The sequence below is a fragment of the Streptantibioticus cattleyicolor NRRL 8057 = DSM 46488 genome (assembly GCF_000240165.1).
Lineage (GTDB): Bacteria > Actinomycetota > Actinomycetes > Streptomycetales > Streptomycetaceae > Streptantibioticus > Streptantibioticus cattleyicolor.
The window spans coordinates 3843423-3867601 of record NC_017586.1 but is presented as its reverse complement, the minus strand read 5'-3'; the positions used below and the strand labels follow the sequence as shown (position 1 = coordinate 3867601).

Genomic DNA, 24179 nt, shown 5'->3' with positions numbered 1-24179 from the left:
GGGGTGACCATGTCGCTCGATCCGGTGGCTGTCGTCGGTCGCGGATACCGGCCCTCCGGCGCCGCGGGCTCCGGTACGGAGCCGGACGCGCTGCTCGCCGCGGCCGGTGACGCCCTCGCGCAGGCGGCCCGCGATCCGGCCGCCGGGGTCTTCGCGGCGCTGGCCCCGGGCGCCGGGGTGTCCGACGCCGTACAGCTGGCCCGGGCGGTCGAGGCGGCCGGCCCGTGCCGCACGGTGGACGCCGAGCGGGTGCCGTCGTTGCTGACGGTGCGGCTGGCCTGGCAGGCGGTGCGGCTGGGCGAGTGCGCGGCGGCGCTGGCCGTGGTGGGCCACGGCGACGGTGCCGCCGCGTTGCTGCTGAAGCGGCTGAGCGTGGCGGTGGCCGCGGGCGACCCGGTGCTCGCGGTCGTGGCCGACCCGGCCGAACCGGCGCCCACCGCCTCCGTCGGCCCGGAGGACGGCCCGCTGGCCGGGCTCGCCCGGCTCGCCGACGTCCTGGGCACCCGCTGGCCGGACGGCGCCCGCGCGCCGTGGCCGCTGGCGCTGGACGCCTCGGGGGCCGACGGCACCACCACCCGCCTGGTGCTCGCCGCGCCCCCGGCCGCCAAGGCCACCGCGAACACCGAGGACGCCGAGCCGCACCTGCTGCTGTTCTCCGCCCCCTCCCGCGCCGAACTGGCCGCCCTCGTGGCCGAGCACCGCGCGCTCGCCGCCGCCGGGGCGCACGGGCAGCCGGGCGTCCCCGCGCTCGCCGGGCTGGCCGCCGCCGCCCACGCCAACGCGGGGGAACACCCGTACCGGGCCGCCGCCGTCGCCCGTACCCACGCCGAACTCGTGGAGAAACTCGACGAGTTGACGCTCGACCCGCCCGACCTTCCGGCGGACGAGCGCGGGCTCGTCTTCGTCTTCGCCGGCCAGGGCCACCAGTGGCTGGGCATGGGCCGGGAACTGCTGCGTACCGAACCGGCGTTCCGGGCGGCGGTGGAGCGGTGCGACGCGGCGGTGGGCCGCCATGTGCCGTGGTCGGTGCGCGAGGAGTTGCTGCGCGACGAGGCGCGCTCCCGGCTGGGCGAGATCGACGTGCTGCAACCGGTGCTCTTCACCGTGCAGGTGGCGCTGGCCCGGATGTGGCAGGCGTGGGGCGTCGAGCCGGACGCCGTGGTGGGGCACAGCATGGGCGAGATCGCCGCCGCCCACGTGTCGGGCGCGCTGTCGCTGGCGGACGCGGCGACGATCGCCTGCCGCCGCAGCGCGCTGCTGCGCCGGATCACCGGCCAGGGGGCGCTCGCGGTGGTGGAGCTGGACCCGGCGTCGGCGGCGGAGCTGGCGGACTCGACCGGCGGCCGGGTGAGCGTGGCCGGGGTCAACTCCCCGGCGCTGTGCGTGCTCGCCGGGGACGCCGGGTCGCTGGAGGAGATCACCCGGCGGCTGGAGGACGAGGACGTCTACGCCAAGCTCATCCGGTCCACCGTCGCCTCGCACAGCCACTACGTCGACGGGCTGCGCGACGACCTGTTCGCCGCCCTCGACGGACTGCGCCCCGGCCCCGCCACCGTGCCGATGTACTCCACGGTCACCCTGGAGCGGCTGGCCGGGCCGGAGCTGACCGCCGGGTACTGGATGCGCAACCTGCGTGAGCCGGTGCGCTTCGCCGATGTCGTCGCGGCGCTGCGCCGGCGCGGGCACGGCGTCTTCCTGGAGATCAGCGGCCACCCGGTGCTCTCCAGCCCGGTGCGCCAGTGCCTGGAGCACGCCGGGGTCACCGGCCGCGCCCTGTTCTCCAGCCGCCGCCACGCGGAGCGCGCCTCGGTGCTCGCCTCGCTGGGCGCCCTGTACACCCTGGGCCGCGCACCGCGCCCGGACGGGCCGGCCCCGGCCGCCCCCGTCCCCGCGCCGGCGGCCGGGGCGGCGCGGCACGCGCCCACCCCGTACCAGGCCGCACTCCTTCCGGCCGTCCTGGGCCGGAGATGACGCCGGACCCGGCCGGGACGCCACCGCGTCCCGGGTCCGTCCCGGCGGCGACGCCGGATGCCACGCCGTCACGCAACGCCCGCGAGAGGAAGAGATGAGCACGTCCAAGGTCTTCACCGAGTTCACCGAGGGTCTCAGAGCGATCAACTCCAGCCCGGACGGCAACGGTCCGGGCAAGGCGCTCGGCGAGCGGTTCAAGAACGCCACCTCGTCCGTCTACGACATGGCGGCCGCCGGGTCGGCCAAGGGCGACATCTGGAACTGGGGGATGCACGACGACGCGGTGCTGGCCGAGATCCGCGAGGTGATCCCCGGCTTCGCCCGGTACGACACCGACGGCTTCTCCGAGCAGCTGTACTTCCTGGCGCTGCGGGAGGTCCCGCTGGGCCTGGACGAGTACGCCGGCAAGTCGGTGCTGGAGGTGGGGTGCGGCCTGGGCGAGGGGCTCAACTTCCTGTCCCGGCTGGTCCCGGGGGCCGAGCTGACCGGCCTGGACCTGTCCACCGCGGCGATCGACCGGGCGAAGGCGCGGCTGTCCCGCAGCGGGGGGCTGACCTTCGTCCACGGCGACGCGGAGAACCTGCCGTTCGAGGACGACTCGCTGGACGTGGTCGTCAACATCGAGAGCTCCCACACCTACCCGGACTTCGAGCGGTTCCTCGCCGAGGTGGCCCGGGTGCTCAAGCCGGGCGGCTGGCTGACCCACATCGACACCTTCACCACCGGCCGCTACGAGCTGCTGACCCGGCTGAAGAAGGAGTCCGGGCCGCTGGAGTGGGTCCACGAGCGGGACATCTCGGCCGAGGTGCGCACCGCGATCCGCCGCCGGATGACGCCGGGCAGCCACTTCCGCCGCGCGTTCGACGCCAAGCGGATGCCGCTGCCGGCCCGGGTGCTGGGCGAGGAGGCCCGCAAGGCGATCTTCGGCGCAAAGTTCGCCGGGTTCCCCGAGTCGCGCCGCACCCGGCTGCTGAAGAAGGCCGGGCTGGTCCCGGCGCTCACCGCGCTGCCGGACAGCTACCGCCACCACGTCGCCCGGAAGGTGCAGGGGCTGGCGCCATGACGCGTCGCAACGTCTTCATGTTCGCCGGCCAGGGGTCCCAGTACCACCACATGGGGCGCTGGCTGTACGAGCACGACGAGGTGTTCCGCGCGACCCTGCTGGAGCTGGACGGCGTGGTCCGCGCGGAACGCGGCGACTCGGTGCTCGACCGGATCTACGGCACCGGGCTGCGGCTGGACGAGCCGTTCGACCGGTTCCGCGACAGCCAGCCCGGCATCTTCATGATCGAGTACGCGCTGGCCCGGTCGCTGGCGGCGCACGGGCTCCGCCCCGACCTGGTGCTGGGGGCCAGCCTCGGCGAGGTGGCCGCGGCGGCGGTGGCCGAGGCGGTCGACGTGCACGAGTGCCTGACGCTGCTCGTGCGCCAGGTGCGCATCTTCGAGGAACGGTGTCCGCCCGGCGGGATGCTGGCGGTGCTGGCCGAGCCGTCGCTGCTGCACCGCACGCCGGTGCTGCACGAGCGGCTGGAGCTGGCCGCGGTCAACTCGGCGGCCAACTTCGTGCTGGCCGGCGCCGCGCACGAGCTGGACCGGGCCGAGGAGTGGCTGACCGGGCAGGGCGTGCTCTTCCAGCGGCTGCCGGTGCCGTTCGCCTTCCACTCCTCGCACATCGAGGCGGTGCGCGAGGAGTTCACCGCGCAGGTGGCCCGGTTGCGGCTGCGTCCGCCGCGGGTGCCGCTGCTGTCCGGCACCACCGGCGGCGAGGTGAGCGAGCTGGACGTGGACCACATCTGGCAGGTGATGCGGCGCCCGTTCGACCTGCGTCCGCTGGTGGACCGGCTGCTGCGCGAGGACCGCGACCTGTGCCTGGACCTGGGCCCGTCCGGTTCCATGGCCAACCTGGTCAACGGCGCCGCGCCGGCCGGGGCGACGGTGCGGGCGCTGCCGCTGCTGTCGCCGTTCTCGCACGACGGGGCGCTGCTGGAGAAGGCGCTGGCGTACCGCGCCCCCGCCGCCCCGGCACCGCCTCCCGCACCGTCCCCGTCTCCCGTACCGCCGACCTCCGAGGGGCCGCAGATGACGCGAAGGACCGCGCCGCCGTTGCGCGTCCACCTGTTCCCCGGCCAGGGATCGCAGGTCAAGGGCATGGGCAAGGAGCTGTTCGACCGGTTCCCCGAGCTGACCGCGACCGCCGACCGGGTGCTGGGCCACTCGATCCGCACGCTGTGCGTCGAGGACCCCGAACGGCGGCTGAAGCAGACCGAGTTCACCCAGCCCGCGCTCTACGTGGTCGGCGCCCTGTCCCACCTGGCCGCGCTCCAGGAGGGCGGCCGGCTGCCGGACTACGCGCTCGGGCACAGCCTGGGCGAGTACGTGGCGCTCTTCGCCGCCGGGGTCTACGACTTCGCCACCGGGCTGCGCCTGGTCGCCAAGCGCGGCGAGCTGATGAGCCGGGCGAGCGGCGGCACCATGGCGGCGGTGGCCGGCTGCGACGTGGAGCTGGTCCGCAAGGTGCTCGCCGACGGCGGCCTCGACGCGCTCGACGTCGCCAACTACAACGCCCCCACCCAGACCGTGATCGCCGGCCCCAAGGAGGTGGTGGAGCAGGCGCTGCCGCTGTTCACCGAGGCCGGGGCGCGGTGCGTGCCGCTCAACGTCAGCGCGCCGTTCCACAGCCGCTACATGGCCGCCGCCGCCGAGGAGTTCGGCCGCTTCCTGGACGGGTTCGACTTCCACCCGCCCAAGATCCCGGTGATCGCCAACGTGGACGCGCGGCCGTACCGGGACGCCGCCGACGTCAAGGACAAGCTGCGCCGGCAGATCGACGGCCCGGTGCGCTGGACCGACAGCGTCCGCTACCTGATGGGCCAGGGCGAGCTGGACGTACGGGAACTCGGGCCGGGCACGGTGCTCACCAAGCTGGTGGCCCGCATCGAGGCGGAGGCCACCCCGCTGCTGCCCGCCGAGCCGGAGCGCCCGGCCGCCCCGGTGGCGGCGCCCTCGGCGTCGCGCGGCGCCCGCACCCTGGGTTCGGCCGCGTTCCGCGAGGCGTACGGCGTCTCCTACGCCTACGTGGCCGGCGGCATGCACCACGGCATCACGTCGCCCGAGTTCGTGGCCCGGATGGCAGGCGCCGGCTTCCTGGCGTTCCTCGGCACCGCCGGGCTGCCCGCCGCCGAGGTCGAGCGGGCGGTGCGGCGGACCCGGGAACTCCTCGGCGGCGACGGCCCCTTCGGGGTCAACCTCACCTACAGCCCGTTCGGCTCCGGCGCGGAGGACGCCGTGGTGGACGCGGCGCTGGGCGGCGGGGTGCGCTTCCTGGAGGCCTCCACCTACGTGCAGATCACCCCGGCGCTGGTGCGCTACCGGCTGCGCGGCGCCAAGGTGACCGACGGCCGGGCGCGCGCCCCGCACAAGCTGCTGGCCAAGGTGACCCGGCCGGACGTGGCCCGGCTGTTCTTCGCGCCACCGCCGCCGCGGATCGTCGAACGCCTGCTGGGCCAGGGCGCGATCACCGCCGAGGAGGCCGCGGCGGCCCCGCTGTTGGCGATGGCGGACGACGTGTGCGCGGTCGGCGACGCCGGCGGCTACACCGACATGGGGGTGCTCGCCGCGCTGCTGCCCAGCGTGCGCCGGCTGCGGGACGAGGCGGCCCGGGAACGCCCCGCGGTCACCGCGCCCCGGGTCGGGGCCGGCGGCGGCATCGGCACCCCGGAGACCGCCGCCGCGGCCTTCCTGCTCGGCGCCGACTTCGTCCTCACCGGCTCGGTCAACGTGTGCACCGCCGAGAGCGGCGTCGGCGACCGCGCCAAGGACCTGCTCCAGGCGCTCGACGTGCACGACACCACCTACGCCCCCTACGGCGACCTGTTCGAACTCGGCGGCCGGGCACGGGTGATGAAGAAGGGCGTGCTCTTCCACGCGCGCGCCAACAAGCTGTACGACCTGTGGCGCACCCACGACGACTGGCAGCGCGTCGACCCCCGGGTGCGCGCCCACGTCGAGGAACGGTACTTCGGCGAACCCTTCGACTCCGTCTACGCGCGGCTGCGCGCCCAGGCCCCGGCCGGCGAGCCGGAGCCGGACCCCAAGCGGCGGATGGCGCTGGTCTTCCGCTGGTACTGCGACCGTGCCGCCCGGCTGGCGGTGACCGGCGAGGCCGGCCATGAGATGGACTACCAGGTGGCCTGCGGCCCCGCGCTCGGCGCGTGCAACCAGTGGCTGCGCGGCACCGGCCTGGAGTCCTGGCGGGACCGGCACGCCGACGAGGTGGGCCGGCGCGTGATGGCCGGGGCCGGCGTGATCCTGGAAGGACGGTAGGCGGTGTCCGTGACCCGACCCTCGCCGGAGCTGAGCGAGTACGACCTGTCCGACGTGGCCTTCATCACCGACCCCGAGGCGGGCCGGCGCTGGCTGGCCGGTCCCCGTCCGATCTGCCGGGGCCGTTCCTTCGACGGCTCGCAGGCGTGGATCGTCACCGGGTACGAGGACGCCAAGCAGGTGCTGACCGACCCACGGTTCACCAGCCGCCCGCCGGGTGATTCGCACGCCCGGGGGCTGCGGGCCCGGGGCATGCCCGAGGACCTGGTCTCGCTCTTCGACTCGATGCTGCTGTCCATGGACCGCGCCGACCACGACCGGGTGCGCCCGCTGGTGACCCTGGCGTTCTCCGCCCGGCGGGTGCGCACCATGCGCCCGTTCATCGAGTCGCTGGTCGGCGAACTCCTCGACGCCATGGACCCGGCCGCCGAGAACGACCTGGTGGCGGCGTTGGCCGACCCGCTGCCGATCCGGGTGGTCTCGGAGCTGATCGGGGTGGACGAGGTCCACCGCGAGCAGTGGCTGCGCTGGGCGCAGACGTTCAACGGACCGGTGCCGCCCCCGGCCGACCAGCTCGCGCCGGCGCTGCGCGGCATGGTCGAGGTGACCCGCGACCTTATCGCGCAGCGGCGCCGGCGCCCCACCGACGACCTGATATCCGAGCTGATCAGGACCCGCGACGAGGACGGCGGACGCCTCACCGACGACGAACTGGCCGCGCTGGCCATCCTGGTGATCCAGGCCGGCCACGACTCGGTGCGCCAGCTGATCGCGCTCACCGTGCTCACCCTGCTGGACCGCCCCGACCAGCTGGCGCTGATCCGTTCCGGGCGGACCACCTGGTCGGTGGCGCTGGCCGAGGTGATGCGGCACGCCGCCCCGGTCAAGCACGCCTTCCGCCGCTTCGCCACCGAGCCGGTCGAGGTCGGCGGGGTCACCGTGGCGCCCGGTGAGGGGGTGCTGGTGGTGCTGGCGGCGGCCAACCGGGACCCGGCGGAGTTCCCCGACCCGCTGGTGCTGGACGTCACCCGGACCCCCAACCCGCACCTGGGGTTCAGCCGCGGCCCCCACTTCTGCCCGGGGTCCACGCTGGCCATGACCGAGGTGGAGATCGCGATGCGGGAGCTGTTCGGGCGCTTCCCGAAGCTGCGGCTGGCGGTGGCGGGCGACGAGGTGGCGCCGCGGTTCCTGCTGGGGGTGCAGCGGCTGCCGGTGCTGCTGGACTGAGCGCCGCTTTCCCGGAGTCGGGGCGCCGGCGGCCTGGACGGCCGCCGGCGCCCGTCCGCGTTCAGCCGCGCGGGTCGATCGGGGTGAGGGTGCCCAGCCGGGCCTCGATCTCCCCGGCGGCGTCCAGGCACAGGTCCTCGCGGTGGGCCGGGCCGATCACCTGCACGCCCTGCGGCACGCCGGCGACCACCCCGGTGGGCACCGCGACCGCCGGTATGCCCAGGAAGGTCGTCACCGAGCACAGCCGCTGCGCGGTCCACACCCGGTCCAACTCGGCCGGACCGCGCGACTCCAGCCCCGGCTCGACCGGCGGCTCGGTGAACACCGGCCCGAGGACCAGCGGGTACTCCCGCTGGAACGCCGCCCAGGCCCGCTGCGCCCCGAGCCGGACGCCGGTCAGCTTCACGTATCCGGCCAGATCCACCGGGGGCTTGCGCTCCATGGACATCTCCAGGAACCGGCAGCCGTCCTCCGGCATCAGCGTCCGCACCACCTCCCAGGTCAGGCTGTAGTCGGTCATCACCAACCGGGCGTAGGCGTCCCACGCCTCCTCGAAGTGCGGCAGCGTGACCTCCTCCACCGGGTGGCCGGCGTCGGCGAGGGCCCGCGCGGCGGCCTCCACGGCGGCCCGCACGTCGGGGTGGACGCCCAGCCCGCCGGGGTCGGCGGCGACCCCGACCCGTACCGGTGCCTGCGGGGCCGGCCCGAACGCGGGGGCCGGCACGGTCCGCGGGTCCCGGGGGTCGGCCCCGGCCAGCACCCCGTGCACCGCCCGCAGGTCGGCCACGGTACGGGCGAGCGGGCCGTCGACGGGGAAGAGCATCGAGCTGAGCTGCGGCTCCCGCCCGGCGAGCCGGTTGTCGGAGGCGTACCGCCCGTAGCTGGGGCGCATTCCGGTGACCCCGCAGAACTGCGCCGGGATGCGGTTGGACCCCTCCCAGTCGTTGGCGAGCCCCAGCGGGGCCAGCCCGGTGGCGACCGCGACCGCGTCACCGCCGCTGGTGCCGCCCGGGGTCAGCGCGGGGTTCCACGGGTTGACGGTGTCGCCGTGGGTGCCGCTGCGGGTGTGCATGCCGCGCATGCCCATGTCGGGCATGTTGGTACGGGCGATGGGGATCGCGCCGGCCGCGCGGAGCCGGTCGACCGGGGGCGAGTCGGCGGGGGCGATCAGCTCCTTGAACGCCGGAACGCCCTGGGTGGTGGGGGAACCGGCGACGTGGATGTTGTCCTTGACCGTGAACGGCACACCGGCCAGCGGACCCAGCCGTTCGCCCGCGGCACGGCGCCGGTCGGTCTCCTTCGCGGCCTGCCGCGCCCGGTCGGCGAGGAGCCCGGTGACGGCGTTCACCGCCGGGTTGACCTCGTCGATGCGGGCGAGGTGGGCCTCGACCACCTCGGTGGCGGCCACGTCTCCGGCGGTGACCGCGGCGGCCAGCGCGGTCGCGCTCATCTGCCACAGCTGTGTGTCCATCTGCTCCGTCCTTGGGGTGTCGCGAGTCGTCGGCAAAGGGGTCATCCGGTGGTGGTGTCGCGGCGGAGGACCCCGCGGGCGCGCACCGCCCAGGCGTGCCGGGCGTCACCGGTGGCCAGCACCGCGCACAGCCGGGCGCGGGCGCGTTCGTCCGGCGCCGGGGGCAGGTCGACGAAGCCGCCGCCGCCCCACAGCGCCGCCTGGCGTCCGTCGGCCCGCTCGCCGGGCTCCACCGGCACCGCGCCCCAGGTCACCGACCACACCGGCGCGGTCACCCCGGCCTGGCGTACGGCACCGGTCAGCAGCGTGGTGGCGTCGGCGGCGGTGCCAGGGCGTGCGGCCAGGCAGGACAGGACGCCCGCCAGCGGTCCCCGGTCCCCGGTCAGCGCGGTCAGCCGCGCGGCGTGCGCGGCCACGTCCCCGTCCGCCGGGTCCACGGTGAACGGCAGCACCTCGGCGCCGTGCCGCAGCAGCGCGCCGAGCAGCGGTTCGGCCAGCTCCCCGGCGTCGTCGCCGGCGGCGGGCGGCGCCACCGCCACCAGCCACCGGCCGGCCGACGCCGGCGCGGACGGCTCGGGCTGCGGCGACCAGCCCGCCGTACCGGTCCGGCTCCGCCACCACGCGGTGAGCACCGGCAGCGCCTCCTCCAGCGGCTCGTCGCCGCGCAGCCCCAACGCGTCCAGCCCGTCCGGGAGTTGGCCGCCCGTCGGCGCCTCGGCCAGGGCGTTCCGGAACGGGTACGTGGGCAGCGCCACCGGTTCGCCGCCCCAGCCCTCGGTCACCGCGGCCCAGTCGGCACCGGTGCCGTGGATGTGGGCGCGGGCCAGGGCGCGGAAGGCGGCGCGCAGTTCGGCGGTGGGGGCGGGCGGTCCGGCCGGCTCGGGGTCGGCGGCGCCGTCCGGTCCGGTGCAGGAGAGCCCGTACGCCCCGGCGTGGAGCACGGTGCGGCCGGGCGCGGGCGCCGCGGGACGGTCGGCGCCGGCCGTCCAGAACGCGGCCGTGGCGGCCTGGTCCGAGGTGACCACGGCCCCGTCGGCGGCGCGGACCACCGGCACGCGGGGCTCGCCGAACGTGACCTTCCCGACCGTCCGCTCGAACTCCCCGGGGTCGCCGCCGGCCGCCAGGGCGCCGTGGGCCACCGCCAGCGCGGCGGCGTCGGCCACCGGGACCAGTCCGGCCGCGTGCACGGCGGCCGGCAGCCCGGCCCCGTCACCGGTGACCCGGTCCGGGCGCACCCCCCACTGCTCCAGCAGCCGCAGGACGGCGACCTGGACGGCGAAGAGCGCCGGGTGGCCGTAACGGGGCTCGGCGAGCAGCTCGGGCTCGTACCAGACGATGTCGCGCAGCGGCCGGTCGAGATGGGCGTCGAGGTGGTCGGCCGCCTCGTCGAAGGCTTCGGCGAAGACGCGGAACGTGCGGTACAGGGCGCGTCCGACGACCGGACGCACACCGTGGTGCGCGGTGAAGCACAGGTCGAGCGGGGCGCCGTCGGCGGTGCCGGTCAGCACCTCGGGCGCCTCGTCCCCGGCGGCGATCCGGGCCAGCGCGCGGCGCAGCTCCCCGATGTCGCGCACCACGACGGCGGCACGGTGCCGGAAGGCGGTACGGGTGGTGGCCAGCGCGCGGGCGAACGCGGCCGGGGCCGGGGCGCCGTCATCGAGGCACGCGAGCAGGCGGGCGGCCTGGGTACGCACCGCCTCCGGGGTGGCCGCCGACACCACGCACGGCACGACCGCGGGCACCGGGCGTCCCCCCGTGGTGGCCGCCTCCGACGGACGCGGGGGCCCCTCCACGACGACATGGGCGCCGCGGCCCGTGCCGGCCGACACGCTCACCCCGATCCGCCGTCGCGGCACGGGGCGTTCCGGGTCGAGCGCGAGGACGGCGGCGATCACCGCGGTGAGCCCGGCGGCCCGTCCGGTCCCCAACGCCTCGCGCAGCGCGCCGAGTTCGGCGGCGTCGTCCGTCCAGGCGGCGTCCACCTGGTCCGGGGTGAGCCGCGCGTCGGCGAGCGCGTCGGCGGCCGGCCGGTCGCCGGTGCCGACCGCGCTGCCGCGCACCACGGCGTGGACCCGGTGGCCGTCGCGGCGCGCGTCGGAGAGGCGTTCGAGCACCAGGACACCGGCGGCCCCGGCGGCGGCCCCGGTGACGAGCGCGAGGCCGCAGGTCCCGTCCCGCAGCGCCCGCACGGCCAGGTGAAGGGCGGCCGGCGCCTCGGTGCCGCCCGCGTCCACCGTGACCACCGGCCCGGCCAACCCCCACACGGCCGCGACCGCGTCCCCGCCCCCGCCATGCCCCTCCCGCACCCCGAACACCCCGGCCGCCGCCCCCACCAGCGCGCCGGGAACGATCCCCGCGTCCTCCAACGCGTGCCAGACGACCTCCAGCAGCATCCGCTGCCGCGCGTCGAGGGCGCGGGCGGTCTCCTCGGTGACGCCGAGAACGGCGAAGGCGTCGGTGTCGAAGCCCCCGTCCGCCCGCGGAACGGGCTGCCGCGAGCCGAGGGCACGGGCGGTCCCCTCGCTCACGCCCCCAGCGGCGAACGCACCGGAGTCGGAGCCACCGTCAGCCGGGGGCGTCGCGGTGTCGGCCGGCAACAGGCGCCGCAGGCGCTCCAGGGCCGCCGTGCCGTCGGGCAGGCGGCAGGCCATGCCAACGATCACGACGGGGTCGGCGGGGGGTGGGGCGGTTTCCGGGGTCGGGGTGGACGGGGGTGGGGCGGTGGACGGTTCGGGGAGGAGGGAGTGGAGGTGGGCGGCGGCTTCGGTGGGTGTGGGGTGGTCGAAGACGAGGGTGGAGGGGAGGGTGAGGCCGGTGTCGGCGGCGAGGCGGTTGCGTAGTTCGACGGAGCTGAGGGAGCCGACGCCGAGGTCCTGGAAGGTGCGGCCGGGGTCGACGGGGTCGGGCGAGTCGAAGCCGAGGACGGCGGCGGTGGCGGAGCGCACCAGGTCGAGCAGGGCGCGTTCGCGTTCCGGCCCGGTCAGCGGGGCGAGCCGTTCGGCGAGGGCGGGCCCCTCGGTGGTGGCCGCGGCGCGGACCGGGCGGCGGGCCGGGCGTCCGGCCAACTCGGCGAGCAACGGCGGGAGTTGCCCCCGCGTGGCCTGCGCGTCGAGGGCCGTCGGATCGAGGCGTACCGGGACGAGGGCGGCCTCGTCGGTCGCCAGGGCGGCGTCCAGCAGCGCGAGCCCGTCCTCGGCGGTCAGCGGGAGGAAGCCGCCGCGGGCCATGCGGGCGCGGGCGGCCTCGTCCAGCCCCGCACCCATCCCGCCACCGGCCTCCCACAACCCCCACGCCAACGACACCGCGGGCAACCCCTCCGCCCTCCGCGACGACGCCAACGCGTCCAAAAACGCGTTCCCCGCCGCGTAGTTGGCCTGACCCGGACCACCGAGCACACCCGCCACCGACGAGAACACCACGAACGCCGAAAGGTCCCGGGTGAACTCGTGCAGATACCACGCCGCATCGACCTTCGGACGCAACACCGCCTCAAGCCGCTCCGGCGTCAACGACGTCAGCAAGGCATCGTCCAGCACACCGGCGGCGTGCACGACAGCACTCAGCGGGCGCTCCCCCGGCCACCGCGCCAGCAGACCACGCACCTGCTCCCGATCGGCCACATCACACGCCACCGACACCACCCGGGCCCCCAACCCCGACAACTCCCCCACCAAGGCCGGAGCCACCCCGCCCCGGCTCACCAACACCAACTCCCGCACCCCGTGCGCCACCACCAGATGCCGGGCCACCAACCCACCCAGCACCCCCGACGCACCCGTCACCAACACCGACCCCGAACCCGGCCACACACCACCAGCCGACGACGACACCACCACACGAGACAACCGCGGCACCCACACCACACCGCCCCGCACCGCCACCTGACCCTCACCGCACGCCAGCGCATCAGGACGAGCCTCACCGTCCAACAGCACGAACCGGCCCGGATGCTCCGACTGCGCCGAACGCACCAGACCCCACACCGCCGCACCCGCCGGATCCGACACCGCCTCACCACCCACCGCCACCGCACCACGCGTGACGAACACCAGCGGGGCGGGGTGGTCGTCGGCGAGCCGGCGCCGGGCCAGTTCGAGGGCGCGGGCCGCGGCGTGCCGGGCGGCCTCGGGGGTCTCCCCGGCGGGGCGCGGCGGAAAGCAGACGGCCACCGCGTCGACGTCGGCGGGGAACGCGTCGGTCTCGGCGCGTCGCTCGACGGTGGCGCCGGCCGCGGTGAGCGCGTCGGCCAGCCCGATGCCGTCCTCCCCGAGCAGCGCCCACCGCACGGCCCTCGGCGCCGCCGGGGCCTGCGGTGCCGGGGTCCAGGTGACGCGGTGCAGCGGCAGTTCCCGCAGCGAGCCCTCGGGCAGTTCCCGGACCACCAGCGACTCCACGGCGGCCACCGGTGCCCCGGCGGTGTCGTACAGCTCGGCCCGTACGGCGTCCTTGACCGCCGTCAGCCGTACCCGCAGCGTGGTGGCGCCGACCGCGTGCGCGGCGACCCCGCGCCAGGCGAACGGCAGCCTCGGCCGGGCGGGCGCGGCCGGGTCGCCGAAGCCGGGCAGTCCGAGGGCGAGCGGGTGCAGCGCGGCGTCGAGCAGCGCGGGGTGGAGGGCGAACCCCTCGGCGCCGCCCGCCTCCTCGGTGAGCGCCACCTCGGCGAGGAGTTCGCCGTCGCGCCGCCACACCCCGCGTACCGCGCGGAACGCCGGGCCGTAGCCGAGCCCGGCGGCGTCCATGGCGGCGTAGACGTCCTCGGGGCGCAGCGGTTCGGCATCGGCGGGGGGCCACGCCGGGGCGGTGGCGGGCACCGGGGGTTCGGCGGGGTCGAGCAGCCCGGTGGCGTGCCGGGTCCAGGGCAGCGCGGCGGGGGCGCCGGCCGGCCGGGAGTGCACGGTGAGCGGGCGGCGGCCCTGGTCGTCGGGGGCGCCCACGGCCGCCTGGAGGGTCACCTCGCCGTCCGCGTCGAGCACCAGCGGCGCCTCCAGGGTCAGCTCGGCCAGCAGCGGGCAGCCGGTCTCGCGTCCGGCGTGCAGCGCCAGTTCCACGAACGCGGTGCCGGGCAGCAGCACGGTGCCGCGCACGGCGTGGTCGGCGAGCCAGGGGTGGGTGGCGAGCGACAGGCCGCCGGTGAGCAGCACCCCGTCGGTGTCGGCGAGCGGCAGCGCCGCGCCCGCCAGCGGGTGTCCGGCGGTGCCGGATCCGGTGCCACCGGAGGGCCCGGCGAGCCAGTACCGCTCGTGCTGGAAGGCGTAGGTGGGCAGTTCGACCCGGCGGGCGCCGGTGCCGGTGAAGACCGCCTGCCAGTCGGGGACGGCGCCGCCGGTGAACGCCTGGGCGAGCGCGGTGGCGAAGTGCGCGGCCGGGTCGGCGCCGTCGCGCGCGGGGGCGACCACGGTCGCGGTGCCGCCGGTCGCGGCGAGCGTGGCGCGGACCCGTTCCGGCAGCGCCGTGCCGGAGCCGACGGCCACGAACACGGTGACGTCCCGGCCCAGCAGCGTACGCAGCGTCGCCTCGTCCGCCACCCGGTGCACCGCCGGGCCGGGGATCCCCGGGTCGGGGCGGACCGGGCGTTCGGTGGCGACCGCGCGCACCGCGTCGGGCACCGAGATCCGGCCGGCCAGGCATTCGGCGACCGCCACCGAGACCGGGTCGGCGGCGAGCAGGGCGGCCGGGGTGACGCCGTGCGCCCGCCACAGGTCGCCCAGGGCGAGCGCGTGGGCCAACGCCACCAGCCGGGCGACGTCCGGACGGGCCGGGTCGGGGGCGCCGGGGTCGCCGCGCAGCACCGCGGTGAGCGACCAGCCGGCCTGCCGTTCGACGGCCCGCTCGCACGCGGCGATCCGGGCGGCGAACGCCGGTGCCCGCTCCAGCAGTCCGGCCGCTGCGGTGGCGTCCCCGGAAGCCCCGGCGTCCGCCGCGACCACGAAGGCCGCCTGGCCGCCGCCGGACGCGGGGGCCGTACCGGTGACGATCCCGGGTCCGGCCGGTTCGTCCCGGTCGGCCAACTCGGCAAGTGCGGCGCGAAGTTGGTCCTCGCTCCGGCCGAGGAGCACCGCCCGGTGTTCGAAGGGGGTACGGGTGGTGGCCAGCGAGTAGGCCACGTCCAGCGGGCGTACGGCGGGCCGCTGGTCGAGGCGGTCGCGCAGCCGGGCTGCCTGGGCGCGCAGCGCGGCCGGGGTGCGGCCGGAGAGCACCCACGGCAGCGGTACGCCGCGCAGCGGGGCGGTGCCCTCCGGCGCCCCGGCGGGCGGCTGCGCGGGGCCGGCCTCCTCCACGATCACGTGGGCGTTGGTGCCGCTGACGCCGAACGCGGAGACCGCCGCCCGCCGCGGCGCGTCCCCGGCCGGCCACGGGCGGTTCGCGGTGATCAGCCGGACGTCCCCGGCCGACCAGTCGACGTGCGAGGTGGGCGTGGTGGCGTGCAGCGTGGCGGGGAGCGTGGCGTGCCGCATCGCCATGATCATCTTGATCACGCCGGCCACCCCGGCGGCGGCCTGGCTGTGCCCGAAGTTGGACTTGACGGACCCCAGCCACAACGGCCGCCCGGCGGGCCGGTCCTGGCCGTAGGTGGCCAGCAGCGCCTGCGCCTCGATGGGGTCGCCGAGCCGGGTGCCGGTGCCGTGCGCCTCCACCACGTCCACCTGCGCGGTGGTGAGCCCGGCGTCCAGCAGCGCGTCCCGGATGACCCGCCGCTGGGCCGGACCGCTGGGCGCGGTGAGCCCGTTGGAGGCGCCGTCCTGGTTGACCGCGCTGCCGCGGACCACCGCGAGCACCGGGTGGCCGTTGCGGCGCGCGTCGGCGAGGCGTTCCACCACCAGCACCCCGACGCCCTCGGCCCATCCGGTGCCGTCGGCCTCCTCCGCGAACGACTTGCAGCGGCCGTCCGGGGCGAGCCCGCGCTGCCGGCTGAACTCCACGAAGGTGCCCGGGGTGGCCATCACCGTCACCCCGCCGGCCAGCGCCATCGAGCACTCGCCCCGGCGCAGCGCGTGCACCGCCTCGTGCAGCGCCACCAGCGACGACGAGCAGGCGGTGTCCACGCTGACCGCGGGCCCCTCCAGGCCGAGGGCGTAGGCGACCCGGCCGGAGACCACGCTGCCGGCCGCGCTGCCGCCCGGGTAGTCGTGGTACATCACCCCGGCGAAGACCCCGGTGCGGCTGCCGCGCAGGGTGCGCGGGTCGACCCCGGCGCGTTCCACCGCCTCCCACGCCGTCTCCAGGAAGAGCCGCTGCTGCGGATCGGTGGCCAGCGCCTCCTTGGGCGACATGGCGAAGAACGCGGCGTCGAACCCGGCCGCGTCCCGCAGGAAGCCGCCCTCGCCGGTGGCCGAGGCGTCCGGCCCCTCCGGGTCGCCCAGCGCCGCCAGGTCCCACCCCCGGTCCGCCGGGAACGGCCCCACCGCGTCCGTCCCGCCGGCCACCAGCTCCCACAGCTCCTCGGGCGAGGTGACCCCGCCCGGGTAGCGGCAGGCCATGCCGACGACGGCGACCGACTCGCGGTGGCGCTCCTCGCTCTCCTTCAGGGACCTGCGGGTCTTCTCCAGTTCGGCGCTGACCCGCTTGAGGTAGTCGCGGAGCTTGTCCTCGGTGTGCATGGGGTGGTGTCGCTCCTCAAGCGTCGAGCGGGGGCGGTGGATCCGTGGAACGGGAACGGGGGCGGGGGCGGGGACCGGTCAGGCGTCGCCGAGCTGGCGGTCGATGAAGGCGAACACCTCGTCGTCGCCGGCCCCGCCGAGCTGGTCCCAGACGTCGTCCGGCGCTCCGGCCGGGGCGTCGTCCGGGCCGGTCGCGGGCACGTACGTCCCGCCGCCGGGCAGCCGGGCGGCGACCTCGCGCAGCCGGGCGGCGAGCCGGCCGCCGACCGTCTCGTCGGCTGCGAGTCCGGTGAGCCGGCCCTCCAGCCGGTCGAGTTCGGCGAAGACCCGCAGCACCTCGGTGTCCTTGTCGCCGGTGCCCGCGAGTTCGGCCGCCAGGTGCTCGGTGAGCGCGGCCGGGGTCGGGTGGTCGAAGGTCAGCGAGGCGGGCAGGCGCAGCCCGGTGGCGGTGTCCACGCGGTTGCGGAACTCGACCGCCGTGAGCGAGTCGAACCCCAGCTCGGTGAAGGGCCGGTCGCCCTCGACCGCTTCCGGCCCGGGGTATCCCAGGACGGCGGCGGCCTCGCGGCGGACCAGGACGGAGAGTTCGGCGGTGGCCGCCTCCGGGGTGAGCGCGGCCAGCCGGTCGCGCAGCGTGCCGCCGTCCGCCGCCGGGGCGGGGGCCGGGGCGGTGCGCCGTGGCGGACCGCTCAGCAGCGCCGGAACGGTGCCGGGCGCCCCGCCCCGCAGCCGGTCGAGGTCGAGCCGGGCCGGGACGAGGTGTGCCTCGTCCGCCCGCACGGCGGCGTCCAGCAGCCGCAGCCCCTCCTCGGCCGTGAGGGCGCCGACCCCGCCGCGGGCCATGCGGGCGCGGGCGGCCTCGTCCAGCCCCGCACCCATCCCGCCACCGGCCTCCCACAACCCCCACGCCAACGACACCGCGGGCAACCCCTCCGCCCTCCGCGACGACGCCAACGCGTCCAAAAACGCGTTCCCCGCCGCGTAGTTGGCCTGACCCGGACCACCGAGCACACCCGCCACCGACGAGAACACCACAAACGCCGAAAGGTCCCGGGTGAACTCGTGCAGATACCACGCCGCATCGACCTTCGGACGCAACACCGCCTCAAGCCGCTCCGGCGTCAGGTCGGCGACCACTCCGTCGTCGAGCACACCCGCGGCGTGCACGACAGCACTCAACGGACGCTCCCCCGGCCACTCGGCGAACAGCTCACGCACCTGCTCCCGATCGGCCACATCACACGCCACCGACACCACCCGGGCCCCCAACCCCGACAACTCCCCCACCAACCCCGAAGCCACCCCGCCCCGGCTCACCAACACCAACTCCCGCACCCCGTGCGCCACCACCAGATGCCAGGCCACCAACCCACCCAGCACCCCCGACGCACCCGTCACCAACACCGACCCCGAACCCGGCCACACACCACCAGCCGACGACGACACCACCACACGAGACAACCGCGGCACCCACACCACACCGCCCCGCACCGCCACCTGACCCTCACCGCACGCCAGCGCATCAGGACGAGCCTCACCGTCCAACAGCACGAACCGGCCCGGATGCTCCGACTGCGCCGAACGCACCAGACCCCACACCGCCGCACCCGCCGGATCCGACACCGCCTCACCACCCACCGCCACCGCACCACGCGTGACGAACACCAGGCGGCTCGCGGCGAAGCGCGGTTCGGCCGGCCAGGCACGCAGCAGCTCCAGCGCCCGCCGGGTGGCGGTGTGCGCGGCGGCGACCGGGTCGTCGGCGTCGCCGTGCGGTCCGACGGGGACGAAGACCAGCTCCGGGGGGGCGTCCGGTGACCGCGGTGAGGTCGTCGTACGCCTCGACGGCGGCCCCGGCGGCGGTCAGCGCGGCGGCCACCCCGAGCCCGTCCGGCCCGAGCACCGCGCAGCGCGACGGCGGGACGACGGCTCCGGCCGGCGCCTCGTGCCACTCCACCCGGAACAGCGAACCGCCGCCCCGTTCCGTACCGTCCGCCGCCGCCCGCAGGGCCAACGAGCCGACCGTGACGGCCGGGGCCCCGGCGGCGTCCCAGGCGTGCACGGCGACCGCGTCCCGGCCCGCCGGGGCGATCCGCACCCGCAGCGCGGTGGCGCCCCGGGCGGCGGGATGCAGCGTGACGCCGTTCCAGCTGAACGGCAGGTGCGGCCGGTCCGGCGCGGAGACGAACGCGCCGTGCGCGACGGCGTGCAGCGCCGCGTCGAACAGCGCGGGGTGCACCGGGTGGGCGTCGGCGTCTGCGGCGCCGTCGGACGCCAGTGCCACCTCCGCGTACACCTCGTCACCGAGCCGCCAGGCGGCGCGCAGCCCCTGGAACGCGGGCCCGTAGGCCATGCCGGCCTCGGCGAGCCGGGCGTAGAAGCCGTCGGCCGCCACGGGTTCGGCGCCGGACGGCGGCCAGGTGGCCGGGGCCGGGCCGGCGTCGGCGGGGGCGGGGGCGGGGGCGAGGGCTCCGGTGGCGTGCCGGGTCCACGGCGTGTCGGCGTCCGCGACGGCCGGCCGCGCGTCGACGGTGAACCGGCGCTCGCCGTTCTCCGCCGCCGCCTCGACCGTCACCGCCAGCCGCACGGTGCCGCCCTCCTCCGCCAGCACCAGCGGCGCCGAGAGCGTCAACTCCGCGACGGCGCCGAGCCCGAGCCGTTCCGCCGCCGCCGAGACCGCCGCCACGAACGCGGTCCCCGGCAGCAGCACCCGGTCGGCCACCACGTGATCGGCGAGCCAGGGCTGGGTGCGCGTGGACAGGTCGGTGGTGAACAGGGCGGCGCCGGAGGGGAGTTCGGTCAGCGTGGCGCGGCCGGGCCGGGCCGGGGCGATCCAGCAGCGGGTGCGCTCGAAGGGGTAGCCGGGCAGCGAGACGCGGCGTGGCCGCGGGCCGGGGGTGAGCGCCGTGAAGTCGCTCCGGGCGCCGATGACCCAGGCGGCGGCCAGCCGGTCGAGGTCGCCGCGTTCGGCGGCCCCGGCGAGTTCCCGTTCGGCCGGCCACGGTCCGGAGCGGCGGCGCCGGCCCCGGTGGACGCCGTGCGGCGTACCGCCGGCCAGGTGTCCGGTGAGCCGCTGCGCCAGGTCGTCCAGGCCGGTGGCGACCACGGCGAGGCGTTCGTCCATGGCGTCGCGGCCGGAGCGCAGGGTGTGGGCGACGGCGTCGGGGTCGAGCGCGGCCGGGGCCGGGGCGGCGTCGGCGGGCCCGGGCAGCCGGGCCGCCAGCGAACGCAGCGTGGCCTCGCCGTCCACCACGTCGGCGGGCAGGTCGCGTCCGGTCTCCTCCTCGATCCGCTGCCGGAAGGCGGTCAACTCGGGGTATTCCAGGCCGAGTCCGGTGAGCGTCTCGTCGGCGGCCGGGTCGGCGGTGACGCCGACCACCTCGGCCAGCAGTTCGGCCAGGCGCCGGGCGGTGGGGGCGGCGGCCGGGCGGCCGTCGCCGGTGCGGTGGCGGTCGAGGTGGGCGAGGAAGCGTTCCACCACCGCGCGCAGCCGGTCCTCGTTCTTCGCCGAGAACACGTACAGCCGCTCGCGGGCCGGCGGCGGTGCGGCGGGGCCGGCCGGCGCCGGGTACCCCTCCAGGATCAGGTGGGCGTTGGCACCGCCCGCGCCGAACGAGCTGATGCCCGCCCGCAGCGGCACCCCGGGCGCCACCGGCTCCCACGGCGCCAGCTCCCGTTGCACGTGGAACGGCGAACGGGCCCAGTCGACCGCCGGGTTGAGGTCGTCCGCGTGCAGCGAGGGCACCAGCTCGCGGTGCTTGAGCTGGAGCACCACCTTGGTGACCGCGGCGATGCCGGCCGCCGACTCCAGGTGGCCCACGTTGGACTTGACCGAGCCGACCGGGACCCGGACGTCGCCCGCGCCGAGTTCGGCGAACGCCTTCTCCAGCCCGGCGACCTCGATCGGGTCGCCCAGCGAGGTGCCGGTGCCGTGCGCCTCGACGTAGCCGACGGTGGCCGGGTCGGTGCCCGAGCGGCGGAACGCGTCCACCATCAGCTGGGCCTGCGCCTGCGGGTTGGGCACCGAGAAGCCGCCGGTGCGCCCGCCGTGGTTGACCGAACGGCCCCGGATCACCGCGTACACCTGGTCGCCGTCGCGCAGCGCGTCGGCCAGCGGGCGCAGCAGCACCGCGCCGACGCCCTCGCCGGGCACGTAGCCGTCGCCGCCGGTGCCGAAGGCGCGGCAGCGCCCGTCGGTGGAGAGGAACGACGACTGGCCCAGCAGCAGGTACTTGTTGGGGTGCACCGACAGGTTGACCCCGCCCGCCACGGCCGCCTCGCACTCGCCGCGCAGGATCGACTCGCACGCCTGGTGGATCGCGGTGAGCGAGGAGGAGCACATGGTGTCCAGCGCGACGCTGGGGCCGCGCAGGTCGAAGAAGTACGACACCCGGTTGGCGATGGCCGCGTTGAACGAGGACGGCACCAGACCGGCCGGCTCCTCCGGCGCGCGGACCCCGTAGAGCTGGTACTGGTTGTACATCACGCCGACGTAGACCCCGACCGGGCGGCCCTGCCAGGCGGCCGGGGCGTGTCCGGCGTCCTCGAAGGTGTGCCAGACGGTCTGGAGGAAGAGGCGTTCCTGCGGGTCGATGACGGCGGCCTCGTTGGGCGAGATGTGGAAGAACAGCGGGTCGAACTCGTCGATGCCGTCCAGGAATCCGCCCCAGCGGCCGTAGGTGCGCCCCGGGACGCCCTTGTCCGGCGCGTAGATCGCGTCGTGGTCCCAGCGGCCGGGCGGGACCTCGGTGACGCAGTCGCGGCCGGTGCGCAGGTTCTCCCAGAAGCGGTCGAGGTCCTCGGCCATGGGGTAGCGCCCGCTGATGCCGACGATGGCGATGGCGTCGTCGTCGGGGGCGGGCTCGCGGGTGACGGCGGCTTCGGCGGCCGGGGTGGCCCGCGGTGCCGGGTCGAGGGCCATCTGCTGGAAGCCGGCCGCGTGCTGCCGGAACGCGGCCAGGATGTCGGCGCGGCGGCCGGCCAGGGCGACCACGTGCGGCGCCGGGGCGGCCAGCGCGGCGCGGAGCACGGCGGTCCCGGTGGCCTCGTCCAGCGGTTCCAGGCCCATGGCGCGCAGCGCGGCGGCGGCGGTGTCGGTGAGCCCCATGCCGCCGTCCCGCCAGGCGGGCCAGCCGATGGAGACGGTGTGGCCGTGGCGTTCCCCGGCGGCCACCGCGCGGGCCCGGCCGGCCGCGAAGGCGTCCAGGAAGGCGTTGGCGCAGGCGTAGTCGGTCTGCCCGGCGTTGCCCCAGGCGGCGGCGGTGGACGAGCACAGCACGAAGAAGTCGAGCCGGTCTTCGGCGGTGGCCCGGTCCAGGTGGGCGGTGCCGGCCACCTTGGCGGCCAGGACGGCGCCCGCGTCGGCCGCCGTCTTCCCGGCCGCCATGCCGTCGCGCAGCACCCCGGCGGCGTGCACGATCCCGTCGATCCGGCCGAAGCGGCGGCGGGCGGCGGCGGCCAGGGCGGTGGTCTGCGCGGCGTCGGCGACGTCGGCGCGGTGGTGGAGCACCTCGGCGCCGAGCGCGGTCAGCTCGGCGATCCGCCGCTCGCCCTCGGCGTCCAGCGGGGAGCGTCCGCACAGCACGAGCCGGGCGCGGTGGCGGGCGGCCAGGTGGCGGGCGAAGGCCAGGCCGACCCCGCCGAGGCCGCCGGTGATCAGGTAGACGCCGCCGTCGCGGGGGGCGGCCACCGGCTTCCCGGTGGGCGCCGGGGTCTCCCGGTAGCGGCGGACCAGGCGGCGCCCGGCGCGGTGGGCCACGTCGACCGCCGTGTCGTCGGCCAGTTCGGCGAGCACACCGGGGAGCGCCCCGGCGTCCACCGCGTCCAGCCGCAGCAGCTTGCAGCGCGTCCCGGGGTGTTCCAGGCGCAGGCTCTTGAACATGCCGCTCAGCGCCTCCAGCGGGGTGAACCCCCGCTCGCCGTCCGGCACCGGCAGGCAGTACACCAGCCGCAGCACCCGGCCGCCGGGGCGGCGCAGCACGGCGGCGGCGAAGTGCAGCAACGCGGTGAACTCGCGCTCCAGCACACCGTCGCCGGTGACCTCGGCGGGGCACCACACCACCTCGGCCGGGACGGCGTCCTCCTCGGCCAGCCGTTCCACCAGGCGCCGCCAGTCGTCCGGGGAGGCCGGGTCGAGCCGGTACCCGCCGGTGCCGTCCTCGGCGAACGCCGGGCCGTGGCCGACGGTGACGGCGGTGCCGGGCGCGTGGTCCGCCCCGGCGAGCCGTCCCGCCGGGTCGACGACGAGGCGGACCCCGCCGGTCGTCCCCGGGTGCGGGGCGGGCGGGTCCGCCGGTTCCCAGTGTCCGGCGAGGAAGAGCAGGTCGGGGGCGGCGGCGCCACCGGTTTCCGGCTCGGCGGGGACGGGGGCCGGGGCGGCCGGGAGCGTCGCGCCGACGGTGTCGTGCAGATGGGCGGCGAGGCTTTCCACCGTGTTGTGTTCGAACAGCAGCGTCGGGTACAGCTCGGCGCCGAGCGCGTTCTCCAGCTCCTTGACCACGGCGAGCAACGCGGTGGATTCCAGGCCGAGTTCGTAGAAGCCGCGTTCGGGGTCGACCTGGTCGGCCGTGGTGTCCAGGTGGCCGGCGAGGAGCCCGCGGATCAGCCGCCGCAGTCCCTCGGGGCCGGCGTCGCCGTCGGCGGCCGGGGCCGGGGCGGTCACCGCCGGGGGTTCCTCGGCGGAGGCCGGGGCGACGCTGGTGAGCTGGGTGATCAGCGCGCTGCGCCGGACCCGCTTGGAGGTCAGGCCGTGCAGCCACATCTGGAGCACGCCGTCGGCGTCGTAGAAGTCCAGGTCGCAGCGGTTGAGGTCGGCGTCGCGGCCGGCGTAGCGGGGCGGCCGGGCGTGCACCCGGTTGTCGCCGTCCAGCCGCCGCCGGGCCCGGAACGACTCGATGTAGATGGGGATGTACGGCTTGCGGTCCCCCGGCGCGGTCTCCCCGAGGGTACGGGCGACCTCCTCGGCGAACTGGGTCGGCAGCAGCGTGGCCGAGTCCAGGCAGGCCGGGTGGAGTTCGAAGTGGTCCAGGTAGGCGCGGGCCGGGCGGCTGAGCGACAGGTCGGCGAGGAGTTCCCCGTCGGCCACGTGCAGCGTGCCCAGGCCGCGCATGAACTCGCCGTGCACGATGCCGGCCGCCCGCACCTGCCGGTACAGCTCGCCGATGTCGGCGGTGCGGGTGGCCCGGGCAAGCAGCGCGGCCAGGTCCACGGTGCGCACCGGGAACGCCTCGCCGAGGTGGAGTTCGCACTCCAGCACGTCGGCCGGCTCGCCGTGGCCGCCGTCCCGGAACACCGGGACGCCGCGCACGGTGACGCGGTGGCGGCCGGGTTCGGCGGTGAACAGGAACCGCAGTTCGGTGTCGAAGTCCTCGCCCGCGGCCACCGCCTGCTTGAACAGGATGCGCCGCAGCTCGGCCGTCTCGGTGGGCACGCCCTTCGACCGCAGGATCCGGTGGATCAGATCGAGGAACGAGACCCCGGGGAGGATGCTCGTGCCGTGCACCGTGTGGTCGCGCATCACCGGGTCGGTGGCGCGGACCAGCACGGTGCACTTCAGCCCGTCCAGGCGTTGCGTTGCGTTGCTCACGACT

At 76.6% G+C, this 24179-nt stretch carries 8 protein-coding genes; 4 read left to right on the top strand and 4 right to left on the bottom strand.

Annotated features, from left to right (window positions below):
• Positions 1-9: 9 nt before the first annotated feature.
• From SCATT_RS16940 to SCATT_RS16925, 4 genes are all read left to right on the top strand, one after another.
• Positions 10-1971 carry an acyltransferase domain-containing protein gene (locus SCATT_RS16940; protein WP_202447499.1) on the top strand — a complete coding sequence of 654 codons (1962 nt, stop codon included), beginning with the start codon at positions 10-12 and terminating at the stop codon, positions 1969-1971.
• A 94-nt stretch (positions 1972-2065) separates the two neighbouring features.
• On the top strand, positions 2066-3034 hold the full coding sequence (locus tag SCATT_RS16935; RefSeq protein WP_014144306.1) for a class I SAM-dependent methyltransferase: 969 nt from the start codon (positions 2066-2068) through the stop codon (positions 3032-3034).
• Positions 3031-6294: an ACP S-malonyltransferase gene (gene fabD, locus SCATT_RS16930; protein WP_014144305.1), complete on the top strand. Its 3264-nt coding sequence runs from the start codon at positions 3031-3033 to the stop codon at positions 6292-6294. The genes SCATT_RS16935 and fabD overlap by 4 nt, the downstream gene beginning before the upstream one ends.
• Positions 6295-6297: 3 nt before the next feature.
• Positions 6298-7521, top strand: coding sequence for a cytochrome P450 family protein (locus tag SCATT_RS16925; protein WP_014144304.1), 1224 nt, complete (start codon positions 6298-6300; stop codon positions 7519-7521).
• Positions 7522-7582: 61 nt separating this feature from the next.
• Here SCATT_RS16925 and SCATT_RS16920 read toward each other — a convergent pair whose 3' ends face one another.
• The 4 genes from SCATT_RS16920 to SCATT_RS36545 all read right to left on the bottom strand — a co-directional run bounded on the left by SCATT_RS16920 (position 7583) and on the right by SCATT_RS36545 (position 24175).
• Complete coding sequence (locus SCATT_RS16920; RefSeq protein WP_014144303.1) at positions 7583-8992, bottom strand: amidase; 1410 nt, start codon at positions 8990-8992, stop codon at positions 7583-7585.
• Positions 8993-9033: 41 nt separating this feature from the next.
• Positions 9034-16590, bottom strand: a complete 7557-nt coding sequence (locus SCATT_RS40360; protein WP_014144302.1) for a type I polyketide synthase — start codon at positions 16588-16590, stop codon at positions 9034-9036.
• A gap of 78 nt (positions 16591-16668) precedes the next feature.
• Entirely contained in the window at positions 16669-18300 is a 1632-nt protein-coding gene (locus SCATT_RS37705) for a type I polyketide synthase (RefSeq protein WP_410176204.1), read from the bottom strand.
• The gene (locus tag SCATT_RS36545; protein WP_014628208.1) at positions 18218-24175 is read right to left on the bottom strand and encodes an SDR family NAD(P)-dependent oxidoreductase; all 5958 of its coding nucleotides are present in this window, start codon (positions 24173-24175) and stop codon (positions 18218-18220) included. Before SCATT_RS36545 ends, SCATT_RS37705 begins: the two co-directional genes overlap by 83 nt.
• Positions 24176-24179: the final 4 nt, after the last annotated feature.